15 protein-coding genes are annotated in these 18,446 nt (G+C 58.4%); 4 read left to right on the forward strand and 11 right to left on the reverse strand.

The features are described from left to right. Nucleotides 1–199: 199 nt before the first annotated feature. Nucleotides 200–1,645, reverse strand: coding sequence for a glyceraldehyde-3-phosphate dehydrogenase (locus G3M63_RS16220; RefSeq protein WP_150298965.1), 1,446 nt, complete (start codon nucleotides 1,643–1,645; stop codon nucleotides 200–202). Between the two features lie 163 nt (nucleotides 1,646–1,808). Between G3M63_RS16220 and mfd the strand changes: the two genes are divergently transcribed. Both mfd and G3M63_RS16230 read left to right on the forward strand, forming a co-directional pair. After that, on the forward strand, nucleotides 1,809–5,294 hold the full coding sequence (mfd, locus tag G3M63_RS16225) for a transcription-repair coupling factor (RefSeq protein WP_150298966.1): 3,486 nt from the start codon (nucleotides 1,809–1,811) through the stop codon (nucleotides 5,292–5,294). Beyond that, nucleotides 5,291–5,845 (forward strand): CsiV family protein, encoded by a 555-nt coding sequence (locus G3M63_RS16230; protein ID WP_150298967.1) that lies wholly within the window; start codon nucleotides 5,291–5,293, stop codon nucleotides 5,843–5,845. Before mfd ends, G3M63_RS16230 begins: the two co-directional genes overlap by 4 nt. Before the next feature lie 922 nt (nucleotides 5,846–6,767). Here the strand turns inward: G3M63_RS16230 and G3M63_RS16235 are convergent. The 4 genes from G3M63_RS16235 to G3M63_RS16250 all read right to left on the reverse strand — a co-directional run bounded on the left by G3M63_RS16235 (nucleotide 6,768) and on the right by G3M63_RS16250 (nucleotide 9,796). After that, complete coding sequence (locus G3M63_RS16235; protein WP_150298968.1) at nucleotides 6,768–7,508, reverse strand: S-methyl-5'-thioinosine phosphorylase; 741 nt, start codon at nucleotides 7,506–7,508, stop codon at nucleotides 6,768–6,770. After that, a complete protein-coding gene (gene nagZ, locus G3M63_RS16240) occupies nucleotides 7,508–8,494 on the reverse strand; it encodes a beta-N-acetylhexosaminidase (RefSeq protein WP_150299335.1) in 987 nt (328 codons plus the stop codon). The genes G3M63_RS16235 and nagZ overlap by 1 nt, the downstream gene beginning before the upstream one ends. 76 nt (nucleotides 8,495–8,570) lie before the next feature. Beyond that, the gene (locus tag G3M63_RS16245; RefSeq protein ID WP_150298969.1) at nucleotides 8,571–9,056 is read right to left on the reverse strand and encodes a L,D-transpeptidase; all 486 of its coding nucleotides are present in this window, start codon (nucleotides 9,054–9,056) and stop codon (nucleotides 8,571–8,573) included. Nucleotides 9,057–9,112: 56 nt separating this feature from the next. Then, entirely contained in the window at nucleotides 9,113–9,796 is a 684-nt protein-coding gene (locus tag G3M63_RS16250) for a TetR/AcrR family transcriptional regulator (RefSeq protein WP_150298970.1), read from the reverse strand. 217 nt (nucleotides 9,797–10,013) lie between these two features. Here G3M63_RS16250 and lexA point away from each other — a divergent pair, with 217 nt between their 5' ends. Next, nucleotides 10,014–10,622, forward strand: coding sequence for a transcriptional repressor LexA (gene lexA, locus G3M63_RS16255; RefSeq protein ID WP_163983781.1), 609 nt, complete (start codon nucleotides 10,014–10,016; stop codon nucleotides 10,620–10,622). A 29-nt stretch (nucleotides 10,623–10,651) separates the two neighbouring features. After that, nucleotides 10,652–11,155 carry a SulA-like leucine-rich domain-containing protein gene (locus G3M63_RS16260; RefSeq protein ID WP_150298972.1) on the forward strand — a complete coding sequence of 168 codons (504 nt, stop codon included), beginning with the start codon at nucleotides 10,652–10,654 and terminating at the stop codon, nucleotides 11,153–11,155. A 27-nt stretch (nucleotides 11,156–11,182) separates the two neighbouring features. Here the strand turns inward: G3M63_RS16260 and G3M63_RS16265 are convergent, their stop codons facing one another. From G3M63_RS16265 to fadB, 6 genes are all read right to left on the reverse strand, one after another. Next, nucleotides 11,183–11,416 (reverse strand): hypothetical protein, encoded by a 234-nt coding sequence (locus tag G3M63_RS16265; protein WP_150298973.1) that lies wholly within the window; start codon nucleotides 11,414–11,416, stop codon nucleotides 11,183–11,185. A 111-nt stretch (nucleotides 11,417–11,527) separates the two neighbouring features. Further along, the gene (locus G3M63_RS16270) at nucleotides 11,528–12,037 is read right to left on the reverse strand and encodes a DUF6586 family protein (RefSeq protein WP_150298974.1); all 510 of its coding nucleotides are present in this window, start codon (nucleotides 12,035–12,037) and stop codon (nucleotides 11,528–11,530) included. A gap of 2 nt (nucleotides 12,038–12,039) precedes the next feature. Then, complete coding sequence (gene topA / locus G3M63_RS16275) at nucleotides 12,040–14,667, reverse strand: type I DNA topoisomerase (RefSeq protein WP_163983782.1); 2,628 nt, start codon at nucleotides 14,665–14,667, stop codon at nucleotides 12,040–12,042. A gap of 101 nt (nucleotides 14,668–14,768) precedes the next feature. Next, the gene (locus G3M63_RS16280) at nucleotides 14,769–14,987 is read right to left on the reverse strand and encodes a DUF1653 domain-containing protein (RefSeq protein ID WP_150298976.1); all 219 of its coding nucleotides are present in this window, start codon (nucleotides 14,985–14,987) and stop codon (nucleotides 14,769–14,771) included. A 68-nt stretch (nucleotides 14,988–15,055) separates the two neighbouring features. Beyond that, a complete protein-coding gene (fadA, locus tag G3M63_RS16285) occupies nucleotides 15,056–16,231 on the reverse strand; it encodes an acetyl-CoA C-acyltransferase FadA (RefSeq protein ID WP_163983783.1) in 1,176 nt (391 codons plus the stop codon). Between the two features lie 27 nt (nucleotides 16,232–16,258). Beyond that, the gene (fadB, locus tag G3M63_RS16290; protein ID WP_163983784.1) at nucleotides 16,259–18,406 is read right to left on the reverse strand and encodes a fatty acid oxidation complex subunit alpha FadB; all 2,148 of its coding nucleotides are present in this window, start codon (nucleotides 18,404–18,406) and stop codon (nucleotides 16,259–16,261) included. Nucleotides 18,407–18,446: the final 40 nt, after the last annotated feature.

An 18,446-nucleotide genomic window follows, 5' to 3' on the forward strand; every position in this document is an offset into this window, starting at 1 on the left:
CAAGCACTTGAATATTTCGGGGTATCTGCTTCATCCGGGCGCAGTGACAATCAGTCGCATTTGGGTTGCTGCAGAAGGCTCGGACGCCATCAAGACAGAGCCGCTACAGCACGGCGCCATTCGGATGACATGGTGTGGACGGCACTTGAAAATGAGCAACAAAAAAGGCGCCGAAGCGCCTTTTCTGTCTAGCCGATATTTAACCCTTCGACGGAAATGCCGGGGGATTCACATTGGCCATATCTTCCAGAATCCGCACAACCTGACAGCTGTATCCGAATTCGTTGTCATACCAGACATACAGAATCACACGATTGTCATTGCAGATGGTTGCTTCAGCATCCACTACCCCTGCGTGACGCGAGCCCACGAAGTCGGTCGAAACCACTTCCTGAGAGTTGGTGAAGTCAATCTGCTTGTGCAGGTCGGAGTGCAACGCCATGTAACGCAGGTAATCATTCACCTCGTCACGATCGGTACTGCTTTTCAGATTCAGGTTCAGGATCGCCATGGAAACATTCGGCGTCGGCACCCGGATCGCATTACCGGAGAGCTTGCCTGACAGCTCGGGTAGCGCCTTGGCCACGGCCTTGGCGGCACCTGTTTCGGTGATGACCATGTTCAACGCGGCGCTACGGCCACGGCGATTGCCTTTATGGAAGTTGTCGATCAGGTTCTGGTCATTGGTGTAGGAATGCACAGTCTCGACGTGACCATTCTCAATGCCGTACTTGTCATTGATTGCCTTGAGCACCGGCACGATGGCGTTGGTGGTACAGGACGCAGCCGAAATGATCTTGTCTTCAGGCGTGATTGCGGCATGGTTGATACCATGAACAATATTCTTCAGATCGCCTTTGCCCGGCGCGGTCAGCACGACCTGGGATACACCCGGGCACTTCAGGTGCTGCGACAGACCTGCTTCGTCACGCCACACGCCGGTATTGTCGACAACGATGGCGTCCTTGATGCCGTACTGGGTATAGACGACGCTGCTCGGATCGCTGGCATAAATGATCTGGATGACGTTGCCGTTGGCGGTGAGCGTGTTGCTCTCTTCATCAATGGTGATGGTGCCCTGAAAGGAACCGTGGACTGAATCGCGGCGCAGCAGACTGGCGCGCTTGGCCAGATCGTTGGCGGCGCCTTTGCGCACGACGATCGCACGCAGACGCAGGCCGTCCCCAGCGCCGGTCTTTTCGACCATGATGCGTGCGAGCAGGCGACCGATACGACCGAAACCATACAGCACGACATCGCGCCCTTCACGCCGCTCGCCTTTCTTACCGATTACCGCAGCCAGCTCATCCTTCAGAAAAGCTTCCAGGTTATCGCCGCCAGCGTCACGGAATTTGTTTACCAGTCGGCCAAGGTCAATCGAAGCCGGCCCCAGATCCAGATCCAGCAGGGCCTTGATGACAGGGAAGGTGTCGTGGACCGATAGCTCTGTATCATCAATCTGGCGGGCGAAACGGTGGGATTTGAGCAGGCTGATAACAGACCGGTTCACCAGACCCCGGCCATAGATTGAGGTGACCACGTTGTTCTCGCGGTACAGCCGACCGATCAGCGGAATCATCGCCTCAGCGGTTGCTTCTCGTTCAGTCCAGGCTTCCAGGCATTGATCGTATTGGGCTTGAGTCACGGCGTTTCCTTCCAGGTCTTGGGAGCTAAAGAGGGCCAATATTATGCGTTTAGCGGGCAGGAGAGGCAATCATCCTTGGAAAAAGCCGGAGACAGGGCAGACCATGTCGGACAGACCGTACCAGACGGCGTTACACTAGCGCTTTTCCTGATGGACCCCAAGCATGCCCGGCAGTCAGACGATATTACCCCTCGAAAAGTTCAACGTTAATAGTGGCAAAGTTGCATGGGGCCGGCTGGACGGCGCAGCGCGCGCGCTGGCCATTGCAGAAGCAGCGAGCCGGCACCAGGGCCTGAGCCTGGTGATAACGCGCGATACGGCAATGGCGGATCGCCTCGACCGTGAGCTGCGTTTCTTTGCGCCCCATTTGCCGGTACTCACTTTTCCTGACTGGGAAACCCTGCCCTATGATCGCTTCTCGCCGCACCAGGACATTATTTCCCAGCGTCTGAAAACCCTTTATCAACTGCCGCAGGTCAATCAGGGGATTCTCGTCGTCCCCATGACTACCCTGCTCCACCGCATTCCGCCGCGTCCGTTCCTGGGCGGCTCGGTGCTGATGATGGAAACCGGCCAGCAGCTCGATATCGATCGCATGCGCATGAACCTTGATGCAGCCGGTTACCGCTGTGTGGACACAGTTTACGAGCACGGCGACTACGCTGTGCGCGGTGCACTGCTGGATCTGTTTCCGATGGGCAGCAAACTGCCCTACCGAATTGACCTGTTCGACGACGAAATCGAGACGCTTCGCACCTTCGATCCGGAAACCCAGCGCTCGATCGACAAGGTGGAGCGGATCCACCTGCTTCCAGCCCGCGAATTCCCGCTGGACAAGTCTGCCCTCACCGGCTTTCGCGCACGCTTTCGTGAACGCTTCGAAATTGATCATCGCAAGGTGCCGCTGTACCAGGACATGTCCGAAGGCTTGATCCCGCCAGGCATCGAATATTATCTGCCGCTGTTCTTCGAAGAACTCGGCACACTGTTCGACTATCTGCCCGAGAACACCCTGCTGTTTAGCGAGCCGGGCATCGAAGCGAGCGCCGAGCAGTTCTGGAATGACGTACGCGTACGCCATCAGGATCAGAGCCTGGATCCGACCCGACCTCTGCTTCCGCCCGCTGAGCTGTTTCTCACCGTAGAAGACTGCTTCGCCCAGGTTAAAGGTTATCCCCGGGTTGTCTGCCACACCGAAGAGCTGGAACCCGGCGCCGGACGCAGCAACCTGCCCTGTCAGCCGCCACCGGAGTTGCCGCTGGACAACAAACGCGAGCGCCCCCTGGCAGAGCTGGAAACCTTCCTGAACGGCTTCTCTGGCCGCGTATTGTTCGCTGCCGATTCCGCCGGGCGCCGTGAAGCGCTGCTTGAGCTACTGTCTCGCATCGACATCAAACCGGAACAGTTCGAAACCTGGCATGGGTTCGTTCAAGCGGGGAGCGTAATCGGCATCATCGTAGCGCCGGTTGATCAGGGGCTCGTCGTCGATGCTCCTGCAGTCGCGCTGATATCCGAAACGCAGCTGTTCGGCAAACGTGTCATGCAGCGCAGGCGTCGTGGCAAAGTTACCGACCTGGGTGACGCGGTCATCCGCAACCTCACCGAGCTGCGCGAAGGCGCTCCGGTGGTGCATATCGATCACGGTGTCGGACGCTATTGCGGCCTGGTCAACCTGACGGTTGAGGATCAGGAAGCCGAGTTTCTCAAGCTGCTCTACGCCGACGAAGCGACGCTGTATGTGCCGGTATCGAACCTGCACCTGATTGCCCGCTATACCGGCTCCGAAGACGAGAACGCACCGCTGCATCGGCTGGGTTCCGAGCAATGGCAAAAATCCAAACGCAAGGCGGCCGAGCAGGTACGTGATGTAGCGGCCGAATTGCTCGATGTCTACGCTCGACGGGCAGCGCGCAAGGGCTTCAGTTTCAGCGAGCCAGAGCATGACTATGAGGCGTTCGCTGACACCTTCCCGTTTGAGGAAACCGCTGATCAGCAGGCGGCCATCGAGGCCGTCATCAGTGATATGACCGGCGGCCAGCCAATGGATCGCCTGGTCTGCGGCGACGTCGGCTTCGGCAAGACCGAAGTCGCCATGCGGGCTGCGTTTGTTGCGGTACATAGCGGCAAACAGGTAGCGGTGCTGGTACCCACAACGCTGCTGGCTCAGCAACATTTCAACAGCTTCAGCGACCGCTTCGCCGACTGGCCCGTCAAGGTCGAGGTCATGTCGCGTTTCAAGTCCGCGAAGGAGATGAAGTCAGCGGTCGCCGAACTCGGCGAAGGCAAGGTCGACATCATGATCGGCACGCACAAGCTGCTGCAGGAAGACATCAGGTTCAAGGATCTGGGTCTGGTGATTATTGATGAAGAGCACCGCTTCGGTGTGCGCCAGAAGGAAAGACTCAAGAAGCTGCGCAGCGAAGTGGACATCCTGACCCTCACAGCCACCCCGATCCCGCGTACGCTGAACATGGCCATGTCCGGCATGCGGGACCTGTCGATCATTGCTACGCCACCAGCACGCCGTTTGTCTGTAAAGACCTTCGTCATGCAGCAACAGCCAGCCGTGCTCAAGGAGGCGATCCTCCGCGAACTGCTGCGTGGTGGGCAGATCTACTATCTGCACAACGAAGTGCAGACCATCGAGAAATGCGCTGCCGACCTGGCTGAGCTGGTGCCTGAAGCGCGTATTGGCGTGAGCCATGGCCAGATGCCGGAGCGTGCGTTGGAGCAGGTGATGCGCGATTTCTATCACCGCCGCTTCAACATCCTCGTCACGACGACCATCATCGAGACCGGTATCGACGTCCCCAGCGCCAATACAATCATCATCGAACGCGCGGACAAATTCGGCCTGGCGCAACTGCATCAGTTGCGTGGCCGCGTCGGCCGCAGCCATCACCAGGCCTACGCCTACCTGCTCACCCCCGCCGGCAGGAAAGTCACTGGCGATGCGGAGAAGCGTCTGGAGGCCATTGCCATGGCTCAGGATCTGGGTGCCGGCTTCACCCTGGCAACCCATGACCTGGAAATACGCGGCGCAGGTGAACTGCTTGGTGACGGGCAAAGCGGCCAGATCCAAGCGGTTGGCTTCACGCTCTACATGGATATGCTGGAACGCGCAGTCAAGGCAATCCAGAACGGCAAGGAACCCTCGCTGGAGCAACCGCTCGGTGGCGGACCGGATATAAATTTGCGTCTCCCGGCGCTGATACCGGACGATTACCTGCCTGACGTTCACGCGCGATTGATTCTCTACAAACGCATCGCCAATGCCAACGACGAAGACGCATTACGCGATCTGCAAGTAGAAATGATAGATCGCTTCGGCCTGCTGCCTGCCCCGGTCAAGAGCCTGTTCCGGATAACCTCGCTCAAACTGCGCTGCGAGCCGCTAGGCATCTGCAAGGTAGATGTGGGCGCGGAGCACGGCAGGCTCGAATTTGCGGCCGAAACCTCAGTTGATCCACTGGTGCTGGTGCGCCTGATACAGGACAATCCGCAGCGATATCGACTGGAAGGCGCGACAATGTTTCGCTTCAGCGCGCCAATGGCCAACGCTGAGCTGCGGCTCAACACAGTCGAAGCGCTTATTGAACGGCTTGAGAAACCGCCAGCCGAACCGCAAGCCAAAGGAAAACGCAAATGACCAGACCCGCCTCTCCCCTGCATGCTCTGCTGTTCCTGCTGCTGTTCAGCGTGACATCGCTGGCCAGCGCGCAGGATTACATCGTCGAAGTCGTGTTATTTACTCAGCCTGGCAGCGGCATCGTCGAGGGCCCCGGACCCGAGCTGGACTGGAAATCGGACGCCGCAGAACTGGACAGCACCACCCGCAGCAATGTGCGCCCTATCGACGAGTCCCGCCATCGCCTGGCCAACGAGGCGCGAAAACTGTCCGCCCAGGGCTCCAGGATTCTGTTTCACAAAGCCTGGACCCAGCCAGCCGGCACGCCTGTAGCGGTGACCAAGGGCGACGACCTGACCGGCTTCGATCTTTATCCGGTACAGGGCGTCGTCAGCCTGAGCCGCGCTAACACTCTGGAGGCCGACGTCGCTTTCTGGGTCAACCACGAAACAAGTTCGACGGACAGTCAACCGGTCAGCGAACGCCTGCAACAGAGCCGCCGCCTGCGCCCTGACGAGGTTCATTACCTGGATCACCAAAGCCTGGGGATGCTGATTATCGTTAGCCGCTAGGCCCGATCTGAAGTTGCTAACCAGCAAGCAATGGGCATGTTGCGGTAAGTCTGATTAGACTCAGCATGACCCAAACATCAAACTACCTGACAGCACAGCCTGGTTCCCCCCTTTGCAAAGGGGGGTTGTTAGGGGGGATTGCCCGCAGCCCCTCACCGATTCATTCCGAAGTCAATCGCCCGCCAGCTGCCAGGGCTACGCAAGACGCCGTCAACCCATCCATGGGGGCTTGATGAAAACATCCCTGTTTTCAACACTTGCTCCACCCTGACAGCTGGCGGGCTTGATCTCGCGTCGGTGTGAGGCAGAGTTCAAAACCCTTTTCTGGGTTTCTGCCCAGCGACTCAAATCTTCACGGCAGAGCGAGGCGACAGGGTTGCGATGACCGTTCGATGACAGGGATGTCATCACCGAGCTTACAGGGACGTACTTGCAGCGTGTCAGCGCAGCCCTGCCGGCTCGCGGAGCCCAACTCCACTTAGCCACTCGACAGTGACTTCCACGTCACCCTGGTTCGTTTACGAACTCTTGAAAGCTGCGCTGATAGGCAGGGTCCAATCGCCCGCCAGCTACCAGGATTTCGCAAGACGCCGTAAACCCATCCTTGGGGCTTGGTGAAAACATCCCTGTTTTTCAACACTTGCTCTACCCTGACAGCTGGCGGGCTTGTTCAGGCATTGGTGCGGCTGAGAGTTTGAAAACACTTAGACTGGCCATCTGGCAACGCGAATCTCCACGGCGGAGCGAGACGACAGGGCTGCGATGACCGTTCGATGACAGGGATGTCATCGCCGAGCTTACAAGAACGTACTTGCAGCGCGTCAGCGCAGCCCTGTCGGCTCGCGGAAGCTAACTCAGAACTCCGAACTCAAACTCATAATCGCCCGGCTCTCGCGAAAGCTATCTCGGAACACACAAAAAGTCAGGCCTCAGTGATCACGCGAGTCAGAATATTCTTGACCTGCTCCATACCATCGGCCACCACCTGCCCCATCGACTCCATACTGATCAACTCCGGATGCGTTCCGGCGGCGGGATTGACGACCAGCGCGAGACAGGCATACGGCAACCCCAGCTCACGGGCCAGAGACGCTTCCGGCATGCCGGTCATCCCCACGATATCGCAGCCATCGCGCTGAAGCCGACGTATCTCCGCTGCGGTTTCCAGACGTGGGCCCTGCGTCACCGCGTGCACGCCATGCGGGCTATGAGCAATCGACTGGCGCGCCATTACGCCGACCAGCTTCTTCCGCAGGCTTTCGTCGTAGGGATAGCTGAAGTCGATATGCGTGACCTGCTCGAGATCCACCTCGAAAAAACTGCTGTCACGCCCCCAGGTGTAATCAATCAACTGGTCAGGCACACAAAAGTGCCCCGAACCCATCGCACTGTGTATGCCGCCGACAGCGTTTACCGCGATGACTGCATCGGCACCCGCCTCTTTCAAGGCCCAGATGTTGGCTCGGTAATTGATTTTGTGAGGCGGCAGACGATGCGGATTACCATGACGAACCAGAAACAGCACTTCGCGGCCAGCCAACAAGCCTTTTATAACCGGCCCCGACGCTCGACCAAACGGAGTCGATGGATCCAGTTCGGCGGTTACCTGCAGCTCAGCCAGTTGGCTAAGCCCGGTACCACCTATGATCGCGACGCTATCCATCAGAGCAGCTCCAGGCGTTTCAGCAAGCTGGTTGCCTGCAGCCATATCGGAGACGATTTGTACTCTACGCCGGGTAGTCGACGAGCGAGCATTCGCTCAAGATTGCCCGGCGGCTGTACGCCAATCTGCTGCGCATATACCAGCGCCTGCTCGGCAGCGCCACGATCGTTGCATACCAACAGCATATCGCAGCCAGAATGCAGCGCCGCATCGACACGCTCGCTCATCCCGCCCACCGCATGGGCGCCAGCCATGGTCAGATCATCGCTGAAGATGACACCTTCGAAAGCCATCTCGGCGCGCAGAATGTCCTGCAGCCACCGCCGCGAAAAGCCGGCTGGTAGTTCATCTACAGCGGGATACACGACGTGAGCAGGCATGATTCCGTCCAGCTGGGAGGCCAATGCTGCAAAGGGTCTCAGATCTGACGCCCGGATTTCCTCTTCCGAGCGCTCATCGACCGGTAACGCAAAATGAGAATCGGCTTCAGCCCACCCATGGCCGGGGAAATGCTTACCGGTCGCCGCCATGCCGGCCTGCCTGAGGCCGCTTATATATGCTGTGGCCAACCGGATTACCGCCTGCGGATCCCCGCCCAGCGAGCGGTTACCGATAACCGCGCTGCGCCCGTAGTCAAGATCAAGCACCGGAGCGAAACTGATATCGATTCCGCACGCAAGCATTTCCGTAGCCATGACCCAGGCCGCTGCGGCGGCTGCCTGTTCAGCGTGCTGTTCTGGTAACGCAGCCACGTCACCTAACGCTGGCAGTCGCAATACACCATTACGCAAACGCTGTACCCGCCCGCCTTCCTGATCGATAGCGATGATCATATCCGGACGCACCGCACGAATGGCTCTGACCAGCTCGCGCACTTGCACTGGCGATTCGGTATTACGGGCAAAAAGTATGATGCCGCCGACTTCCGGCTGTCTCAGTATGTCGCGGTCGGCTGCAGTCAGCCAGGTACCTGCGACGTCCAGCATCAGGGAACCTTGATTCAATCCTATTACTCCTGCCTAGCTAAGGGGTTGATGGCAGCGACCAGAACGCTGCGGGGGCTTATTCTTCAATCTGGACCTTGCAACCGACCGGAGTCATGTCGAAAAGCTCGATGATATCGCTATTGCGCAGCCGCACGCAGCCGTGTGACAAGGGTACGCCCATGGGTTGGTCATCGCCGGTACCGTGAAGATAAATGTAGCGTCGCTGAGAGTCGCAGGTACCGCCACGGTTGAAACCAGGCTGTTCGCCACACAGCCAGAGAATCCGTGAAAGAATCCAGTCCCGCTGGGGATGCTGCCTGGCCAGTTCGGGCGTCCAGATCTCGCCGGTGGGCCGCCTGCCAATAAACACGGTGCCCTGGGGCTCAGCGCCGCCGATGCGCGCGCGCACCCGATGCAGACCACGCGGCGTACACCCACTGCCATCGCGCTCGCCAGCGCCATTGACTGCGGTGGAAACCGGGAACGTGCACAGCAGCTGACCGGATGCATATCCGGTCAGCTGCTGAGAAGAAAGCGATATGTGGATCAGATCCAGTTGCATGCGCGCCCCTGCGAAAGTGCACACGATAACGGATCAGAGCATGAGAGGTAAGCCCATCAGACCGTTTCCAGGCGACCCTCGGGCACGGCTGTGCGCGCCGCCGCACTTCCGTCGGCACGCATACCGGCGGCGAGAAACGGGACCATCAGACGGAGTACACGATCCACGCTATGGTGGACGCCGAACTCATCTTCAGCGATCGCCCGCAGCGCCTTCATGCTGGACATGGTAAACGCAGCGCTTCCGAGCATGAAATGCACCCGCCAGAACAGCTCATCGGGAGGCAGCTGCGGCGCGGCCCGGTATACCAGCACCATATAGCGCTGGAATACCTTGCCGTATACCTCACCCAGATACTTGCGCAGATGGCCCTGGCTCTGACTGAAAGCCAGACCCAGCAACCGCATGAATGTGGACAGGTCATTACCGCTGCGGGGTTTGACCGTCAGAACCTGACGCACCAGCATCTCCAGCAGTTCTTCCAGGCTGGGGTCTGCCTCCTCAGCAGCCTCCTGACGGCGGTCCAGCTCCCGTTCCAGACTCGAGACGAACGGATCAAGGAACCGCACGAACACCGCTTGTATGAGCGCCTTCTTGGAACCGAAGTGATAATTCACTGCCGCCAGGTTGACCCCCGCCTTGCTGGTGATCAGCCGTAAGGAGGTTTCGGCAAAGCCCTTTTCAGCAAAAGACTGCTCAGCAGCATCGAGAATTCTTTGAACGGTATCAGAATGGGCCATCTGGTTTCCAAGGACGCCAACGTGTGTTTGAAACATACGTTTCAAACGTCGTGACTGTCAAGCATCACGGGATACGTCAGTTAAGAGAAGCCTCTGATCGAGCTACGTTTTAAACAACCTGCCCGCTCGATGCAAGCGTTTGCGCGCACGCAAGCTTGTACTAGCAGATCAACTGTATATAATCACAGCTACTGTATAAAAAAACAGGCACAACCCAATGCAAAAGCTTACCGCACGGCAGCAGCAGATCCTTTCCTTTATAAAGGATTACATGGATGCCCACGGATACCCGCCCACCCGCGCAGATATCGCCCGGGAAATCGGCTTCAAGTCGCCGAATGCCGCCGAGGACCACTTGCGCGCTCTTGCTCGCAAGGGTGCTATCGAGATGATACCCGGTGCATCCCGCGGTATTCGTTTACCTGCAGAAACTCTGAATGCTGCCGAGGATCGCTTACCGGTCATCGGCCAGGTTGCGGCTGGCGCCCCGATTCTGGCGGTCGAGAATATCGAGGACCATTGCCGGGTGGACCCTGACTTTTTCCATCCCAGGGCTGACTACCTGCTCAAGGTAAAAGGCATGAGTATGAAGGACATCGGCATATTCGATGGCGATCTGCTGGCTGTGCATAGAACCACTGAAGCGCGCAATGGCCAGGTCGTAGTCGCGCGAATAGACGATGAAGTCACAGTAAAACGCTTCATGAAGAAAGGACGCAAGGTGTCACTCATTGCCGAAAATCCGGACTTCGCGCCGATCGACATCGATCTTGCCGAGCAGGAATTGATTATCGAAGGCTTGAGCGTCGGCGTCATACGCCGCTAACCATTTGCCGTTTACGCCAGGAGCTGACCATGCCGTACTTCCAGGAAACGCGTCTCGAACAGTCTGACCTCATCAAGAACGCCCTGCTCGCGTCTTGCTACAAGGCACCGCTGGGGTTGATAAATCAGCCGCCAGTAGCGGCGCCTACCGAGAGCAACGAGGATTCGGGATTCAGTGAGATCTGTCTGAATGGCGCTCCGCGGCAATGCATGCAATGGCTCGCACCCGTTCTGCGCGATTTGAGCCAGACCAGAACACCGCGCTGGCTGACATTGATCGACCCGCCGGAGAACCTGAGCCATAACTGGTTGCGTTCAGCGGGGCTGGACCCGAGCCAGATACTGATCGTCCGCCCGAAGCGCAGCATGGACTGCCTGACTTTCTGTTGCGAGATTCTGGCGCTGGGTAACAGTCACACGGTGGTCAGTTGGCTGACAACAGGGGCGCGGGAGGCCAATATGCTGGAAGGTGCGGCTCACAAGGGCAACTGCCGCAGCCTGAACGTGCGGCTCGACGCAGCCAGAGCTGCCTGAAGCGCGCTCGTTGTCAGGCAACAGCAGTCAGTGCAGGACCCGATCCTCAGGGATGGTATCGTCTTCTTCCATAACCTGCCCCGCCACCTGCATTCCGGCACTGATCATGGCCTTGGCAACTTCGATATAATGACCCTGCAGAAAATCCTTCGCGTCGGGCGAGAACTCGATGACCAGCAAAGGCTCACCGTCCTCGTCAGAACGTCGCAGCGCGACCTTGCCGTTGGGGAGCTCAACTATTTCGAGAAAGGGTGAAGGCATGTCTGGTCTCCTGGCTACTGGCGCGCAGTGTACCACAGGCGAGACCCGCTCCGCGTTAGGCCTGTCAGAGCCTGTCAGCAGCCCCCACAAACCGGGACCAACTGGCGGAGATTAATACTCCACCATCCCGTCACGGTAACGGCTGACCAGTTCGTTAAGCGCGCCCACCGCGTCATCAGCATCAGCCAGCGACCACTCGGCGCGAGCGGTCACGGCACTGCTTGCTATCAACGAGGCGTCCTCTGGCTTGCTGCCAGCCTGCACCGGTGGCGCGTGCAGGGCTAGCCAGCCGGCGAGCATCCTACTCAACCAGGTATCCTGTTCACGGGCCAGCTCGCTTAGCTCGGCCAGCTCCGGGCCAGGGAAACGCTTTGCCGCCTCCCCATCCAGCGCCTGTTCTACCGTGCGCAGCTCCAACAGCGGCCAACGGTAACGGTCCGCCACTTCGTGGACCATGGCCAATACCGTGCGATACAGGTGGAAAAGCACATGCTCTCGGTGATAAAGCGCCTGAGTCCGGGCGTCAAATGCCTGTGAGCCTTCCGCTTCACGCCACGCATCAAGCGCCTTGCGCGCGAAAAACAATGCCTGATTGGTTCGGGTATAGACTTCGTTAGCCATGTTCAAGCCTCTTTACGCTTGGCCTTGGTCCGTCCGTCTTCGACAACCCAGCCCTTGTCGCCGTGGAATGCGCGCCATCCGGTGGGCTTTCCGTCAACTTCGCTCTGCACATACTGCTCTTTTGTCTTGCGGCTGTAACGCACGACCGTCGGATTGCCTTCAACGTCAGCAACCGGCGCGTCCATCAGGAAGTGATACTTGGGATCGATCTCTGACTTGTGCGGCAGCAATTCCTTGACCAGTGGCGCACGTGTTTCCCTGTTCTTGGGAAATTTGCTGGCAGCCAGGAAGAGTCCGGAAGCGCCGTCACGCAGAATATAAACGTCGTCTACCTTCTCGCATTTCAGCTCCGGCATGGGCACCGGATCCATCTTCGGCGGAGCCGCTTCGCCGCTTCTCAACAGTTTGCGGGTGTTCTTGCAGTCTGCGTTGGTACAGCCGAAATACTTGCCGAAGCGGCCTGTCTTGAGCTGCATTTCACTGCCGCATTTGTCGCACTCGATAACCGGGCCATCGTAGCCCTTGATCTTGAAGTGACCTTCCTCGACCTCGAAGCCGGTGCAATCGGGGTTATTACCGCACACGTGAAGTTTGCGGGTCTCGTCGACCAGATAACTGTCCATCGCGGTGGAGCAGATAGGACAACGGCGCTTGGCACGCAGAATCCGCGATTCGCCTTCTTCGTCATCAGCAGCGACTTCGTTACCGGGCACCAGATTGACGGTCTCCTTGCAACGCTCCTTCGGCGGCAGGGCGTAACCTGAGCAACCGAGGAACACACCGGTCGAGGCGGTACGAATCATCATCGGCCGACCACAGTTGGTGCAGGCAATGTCGGTCGGCGTGGGCAGATTGGCACGCATGCCCTTGCCCTCGTCAGCCGCTGCTGCTGCGCCGAGTTTCTGCCTGAAATCGGTATAAAAGTCGTCGAGAACCTGTTTCCAGGGCACATCGCCCTGGGCCACGTCATCCAGCGATTCTTCCATGCGCGCGGTAAAGCCGTAATCCATCAGATTGGGGAAGCTTTCGCTCAACCGCTCGGTGACGATATCACCCATTTTCTCGGCATAGAAACGGCGGCTGTTCAGCTCGACATAACCGCGCTCCTGGATCGTGGAAATGATCGAAGCATAGGTCGATGGCCGGCCAATTCCGCGCTTTTCCAGCTCCTTGACCAGGCTTGCTTCGGCGTAGCGCGCCGGCGGCTTGGTGAAGTGCTGCTTGGGCTCTAGCTTGTTCAGCTTGAGTGCGTTATCCACCTGAAGATCAGGTAGCACTTCGTCTTCGCCGCCCTTGCCCTGTGGCGGCATAACCCGGGTGTAACCGTCGAATTGAAGAATGCGGCCCTTGGCGCGCAGATCGAAATCACCGGCCTTGACCGTGATACTGGTAGAGAGATAACGCGCCGGCGGCATCTGGCAGGCAACGAACTGACGCCAGATCAGCTCGTACAGGCGCTCAGCGTCGCGTTCCATGCTGTTCAGGTCAGACGTCTTGGTCTTCACATCAGAGGGACGGATCGCTTCGTGGGCTTCCTGGGCGCCTTCCTTGCTGCTGTACAGATTGGGCTTTTCCGGCAGGTACTTGTCGCCGTAATTCTTTTGTATGAAGTCGCGGGCCATGGCGATGGCGTCGGCTGACAGATTCGTCGAGTCGGTACGCATATAGGTGATGTAACCGGCCTCATAGAGCCGCTGCGCCATCATCATGGTCTTCTTCACGCTGAAACCCAGGCGTGTACTGGCAGCCTGCTGCAACGTGGAGGTAATAAAAGGCGCGTTGGGTCGGGTGCTGGTCGGCTTGTCTTCGCGCTTGGCGACGCGGTAATCAGCCCCCTGCAACTCGCCCAGCGCGGTGTCGGCCTGTTCCTTGTTAAGCGGACGGAAAGCTTCGCCCTTCTCACGGACCACTTCGAAGCGCACAGCCTCGGCCTTGGGCGAATCCAGCAGAGCATGGATCTCCCAGAACTCCTCGGGGATGAATGCCCGGATCTCACGCTCGCGATCGACGATCAGCTTGACCGCGACTGACTGCACCCGGCCAGCGGACAGACCACGGGCGATCTTCTGCCACAGCAGCGGCGAGACCATATAACCCACGACCCGATCGAGGAAGCGGCGCGCCTGCTGGGCATTGACGCGATTGATGTCCAGCTCACCGGGCTTGGAGAAGGCTTCCTGGATGGCCTTCTTGGTGATCTCGTTGAACACCACGCGCTTATAACGGGCGTCATCGCCGCCAATGGATTCGCGCAGGTGCCAGGCAATGGCTTCCCCTTCGCGGTCCAAATCCGTCGCGAGATAGATAGCGTCGGCATCCCGGGCCAGACGGCGGAGCTCATCGACCACCTTTTCCTTACCGGGGAGAATCTCGTAGTGCGCCTTCCAGCCGTTTTCCGGGTCAACGCCCATACGCTTGACCAGCTGCATGCGCGCCTTGGTTTCTTTGTCCAGCTCTGGAGCGGAGGCGGCTTTCTTACCCTTTGGTTTGCTCTCGGTCTTGCTGCTGCCACTGGTGGGCAGGTCCCGAATATGGCCAATACTCGACTTCACGATGAAGTCGTTGCCAAGGTACTTGTTGATCGTCTTGGCCTTGGCCGGAGACTCCACAATGACCAGTGCTTTTCCCATGGGTAATCGTATTCCTAACTCAATCATCTGAATTGCCCACTGCGGGCAAAGAATAACCGGCATGGCTGAAAACTGATGCCAGAGCGCCGGACGGCCAGAGCCTACACGTCTTCGCTGATAAAGGTAAAGCGTGGGATAGCCACGTCGTCAACCTGAACCTGCTCGACAAACATGCTTAGCGGCCTGACCCAAAGATCATAATTTCCGTACAAGGTGCGATATACGACCAGCTGCTCGCCGGTCTCGGAATGCTGTGCCAGACCGATGACCTGATAATCACTACCTTTATAGTGGCGATACCGGCCGGGAATGATCTTCATCCTGCAGACTCCTGTTTCTGCAATAAAAAAGCCGGGGCAATGCCCCGGCTTGTTTGACCCACCTGGCTTCAGACGCGCTCGAAGACCGTGGTGATGCCTTGGCCGAGGCCGATGCACATGGTCGCGATACCGATGGTACCGCCCTGCTCTTTCATGACATTGAGCAGGCTGCCACAGATACGCGTACCGGAACAACCGAACGGGTGGCCCAGAGCAATCGCGCCACCATGAAGGTTGACCTTCTCTTCCATATTGTCGAGCAGTTTCAGATCTTTCAACACCGGCAGAGCCTGCGCCGCGAACGCTTCGTTCAACTCGACATACTCAATGTCGGCCATGGTCATGCCGGCACGCTTGAGAGCCTTCTGAGTCGACGGCACAGGACCGTAACCCATGATGGCCGGGTCAACGCCCGCTACAGCCATGGAGCGAATCACTGCCAGCGGCTCCATACCCAGCGCCTGAGCACGCTCGGCAGACATAACGATCATGCAGGATGCACCGTCAGTGATCTGCGAAGAGGTGCCGGCTGTTACCGTACCCCCCTTCGGGTTGAACGCCGGACGCAACGCCGCCAGGCTTTCCACCGTGGTTTCCGGACGGATAGTCTCGTCGGCGGTGAAGATCTTCAGGAAGCCATTCTCGTCATGGCCCTCCATCGGCAGGATCTCACGATCGAACTTGCCGTCCAGTGTCGCCTGGTGAGCCAGACGGTGCGAACGCGCGCCGAACTGATCCTGCTGCTCGCGAGTAATGCCGTGCATCTTGCCAAGCATTTCCGCGGTCAGGCCCATCATGCCCGAAGCCTTGGCTGCATACAGCGACAGCGCCGGGTTCGGGTCAACACCGTGCATCATGCCCACGTGCCCCATGTGCTCAACACCACCGACCACAAATACATCACCGTTACCGGTCATGATTGCCTGCGCGGCGGTGTGCAGCGCGCTCATCGACGAACCACACAAGCGGCTGACCGTCTGCGCGGAGCTGGTGTGCGGAATCGGGGTCATCAGCGATGCCATGCGGGCGATATTCCAGCCCTGCTCCAGGGTCTGGTTGACACAACCCCAGATCACATCTTCAACTTCCGCCGGATCCAGCTTGGGATTGCGCTCCAGCATGCCGGTGATCAGGCTGGCTGACATGGACTCGGCACGGAAGTTACGGTACATGCCGCCCTTGGAACGGCCCATCGGGGTGCGGCCGAAGTCGACAATGACGACGTCTCTCGGATTCAGGCTCATAAATTCACTCTCGCTCTGTGCGTTCCGTTAACCGAAAAATTTCTTGCCGGTCTTGGCCATTTCACGCAACTTTTCAGTCGGGTGATACATGGCGCCGAACTCGGCGTACTTGTCGGCGATGGCAACAAACTCGGCCACGCCAATGGTGTCGATGTAGCGCAGAGCGCCGCCACGGAAGGGAGGGAACCCGATACCGTAGATCAGACCCATGTCAGCGTCGCCAGCGGACTCGACGATGCCGTCTTCCAGGCAACGTACAGTCTCGAGGCACAGCGGAACCATCATGATCTCGACGATTTCCTCGTCAGTGAACTCACGCTGCTCCAACACGATCGGCTTGAGCAATTCGTAAGCCTGGGGATCCACGACCTTCTTCTGCTTGCCCTTCTTGTCCAGCTCGTAGGCATAGAAGCCCTTGCCGGACTTCTGGCCCAGACGGCCTTCGTCATACATCACATCGACGGCGGTCCGAGTGGTATCAGCCATACGGTCCGGATAACCTTCGGCCATGACGTCACGACCATGGTGGCCCGTATCCATACCCACTACATCCATCAGGTACGCAGGGCCCATCGGCCAGCCAAACTTTTCCATCAGCTTGTCGACGCGCTGGAAATCGGCGCCCATATTGATCAGGCGAGCAAAGCCGCCGAAATACGGGAACAGGACGCGGTTCACCAGGAAGCCCGGGCAGTCGTTAACCACGATCGGCGTCTTGCCCATCTTCTTGGCATAGGCCACGGTGGTAGCAACGGCTTTTTCACTGGATTTCTCGCCACGGATCACTTCAACCAGCGGCATCATGTGCACAGGGTTAAAGAAGTGCATACCGCAGAAGTTTTCCGGACGTTTCAGCGCCTGGGCCAGGTAGGTGATGGAGATAGTGGAAGTATTGGAGGCGATGATCGCATCGTCCTTCACGTGACCTTCCACTTCAGCCAGCACAGCGTGCTTGACCTTCGGGTTCTCGACGACGGCCTCGACCACGATATCGACATTTCCGAAATCGCCGTAGGACATGGTCGGACGGATCGCATTCAGAGCGCCAGCCATCTGCTCCGGCTTCATGCGGCCCTTGGCCACACGCTTGCCGAGCAGCTTGGACGCTTCATCCAGACCCATCTGGATGCCTTCCTCACGAATATCCTTCATCAGGATAGGCGTACCCTTGGAAGCAGACTGGAAGGCAATACCGCCACCCATGATACCTGCACCCAGTACAGCGGCCAGCTTCACATCAGCAGCTTGCTTGTCGTATTGCTTGGCCTTCTGCTTGAGCGCCTGATCGTTGAGGAACAGACCAACCAGACTGGCAGCCACAGAGGTCTTGGCCAGCTTGGCGAACCCGGCAGCTTCAATTTCCAGCGCCTTGTCGCGACCGGCATTGGCAGCCTTCTGAATGGTCTTGATGGCTTCAACCGGGGCCGGGTAATGCGGACCGGCCTGGCCAGCGACGAAACCCTTGGCAGTCTCGAACGCCATCATCTGCTCGATGGTGTTGAGCTTGACCTTCTCCAGCTTGGGCTGACGCTTGGCGCGGAAATCCAGCTCACCGGAAATAGCGCGTTTGCACAGATCGATCGCGCCTTCCTTCAGCTTGGCCGGAGCAACCACAGCGTCAACGGCGCGCAGGCTCAGCGCCTTGTCAGCACGCTGCTCGCCGCCGCCACAGATCCACTCAATGGCGTTGTCGATACCCATGATGCGCGGCGCACGCACGGTGCCGCCGAAACCAGGGTAGATACCCAACTTGGTTTCCGGCAGGCCGACCTTGGCGGTCGAGGACATGATGCGGTAGTCACATGCCAGGCACATTTCAAACCCGCCGCCCAGCGCCATACCATTAATGGCAGCAACTGTTGGAACGCTCAGGTCTTCGAATGCATTGAAAATCTGATTGGCTTCCAGGTTGCCGGCAACGAGGTCTTCCTCGGGCAACTGGAAAGTATTGACGAATTCAGTGATGTCAGCGCCGACGATGAATACGTCCTTGCCGCTGGTGACAATAACGCCCTTGACGCTGGCGTCGGATTGAATGGCCTCGACGGCGGCTTGCAGCTCCGCCAGGGTGGCACGATTGAACTTGTTGACAGACTCGCCCTGCAGATCGAACTTGAGCTCGACGATGCCGTCTTCAAGGGCTTGAACCGTGATGGCTTTACCTTCGTAAATCATCAACTGATCTCCACGCTATAAAAGCACTTGAGAAGCAGCG

The organism is Pseudomonas sp. OIL-1 (assembly GCF_010669185.1).
Taxonomy (GTDB): domain Bacteria; phylum Pseudomonadota; class Gammaproteobacteria; order Pseudomonadales; family Pseudomonadaceae; genus Halopseudomonas; species Halopseudomonas profundi.

Coding starts and splice junctions, on each gene's coding strand:
- mfd (WP_150298966.1), top strand. CDS start 1,809: ATGCCCGGCAGTCAGACGATATTACCCCTCGAAAAGTTCAACGTTAAT.
- G3M63_RS16230 (WP_150298967.1), top strand. CDS start 5,291: ATGACCAGACCCGCCTCTCCCCTGCATGCTCTGCTGTTCCTGCTGCTG.
- G3M63_RS16235 (WP_150298968.1), bottom strand. CDS start 7,508: ATGGATAGCGTCGCGATCATAGGTGGTACCGGGCTTAGCCAACTGGCT.
- nagZ (WP_150299335.1), bottom strand. CDS start 8,494: ATGCTGGACGTCGCAGGTACCTGGCTGACTGCAGCCGACCGCGACATA.
- G3M63_RS16245 (WP_150298969.1), bottom strand. CDS start 9,056: ATGCAACTGGATCTGATCCACATATCGCTTTCTTCTCAGCAGCTGACC.
- G3M63_RS16250 (WP_150298970.1), bottom strand. CDS start 9,796: ATGGCCCATTCTGATACCGTTCAAAGAATTCTCGATGCTGCTGAGCAG.
- lexA (WP_163983781.1), top strand. CDS start 10,014: ATGCAAAAGCTTACCGCACGGCAGCAGCAGATCCTTTCCTTTATAAAG.
- G3M63_RS16260 (WP_150298972.1), top strand. CDS start 10,652: ATGCCGTACTTCCAGGAAACGCGTCTCGAACAGTCTGACCTCATCAAG.
- G3M63_RS16265 (WP_150298973.1), bottom strand. CDS start 11,416: ATGCCTTCACCCTTTCTCGAAATAGTTGAGCTCCCCAACGGCAAGGTC.
- G3M63_RS16270 (WP_150298974.1), bottom strand. CDS start 12,037: ATGGCTAACGAAGTCTATACCCGAACCAATCAGGCATTGTTTTTCGCG.
- topA (WP_163983782.1), bottom strand. CDS start 14,667: ATGGGAAAAGCACTGGTCATTGTGGAGTCTCCGGCCAAGGCCAAGACG.
- G3M63_RS16280 (WP_150298976.1), bottom strand. CDS start 14,987: ATGAAGATCATTCCCGGCCGGTATCGCCACTATAAAGGTAGTGATTAT.
- fadA (WP_163983783.1), bottom strand. CDS start 16,231: ATGAGCCTGAATCCGAGAGACGTCGTCATTGTCGACTTCGGCCGCACC.
- fadB (WP_163983784.1), bottom strand. CDS start 18,406: ATGATTTACGAAGGTAAAGCCATCACGGTTCAAGCCCTTGAAGACGGC.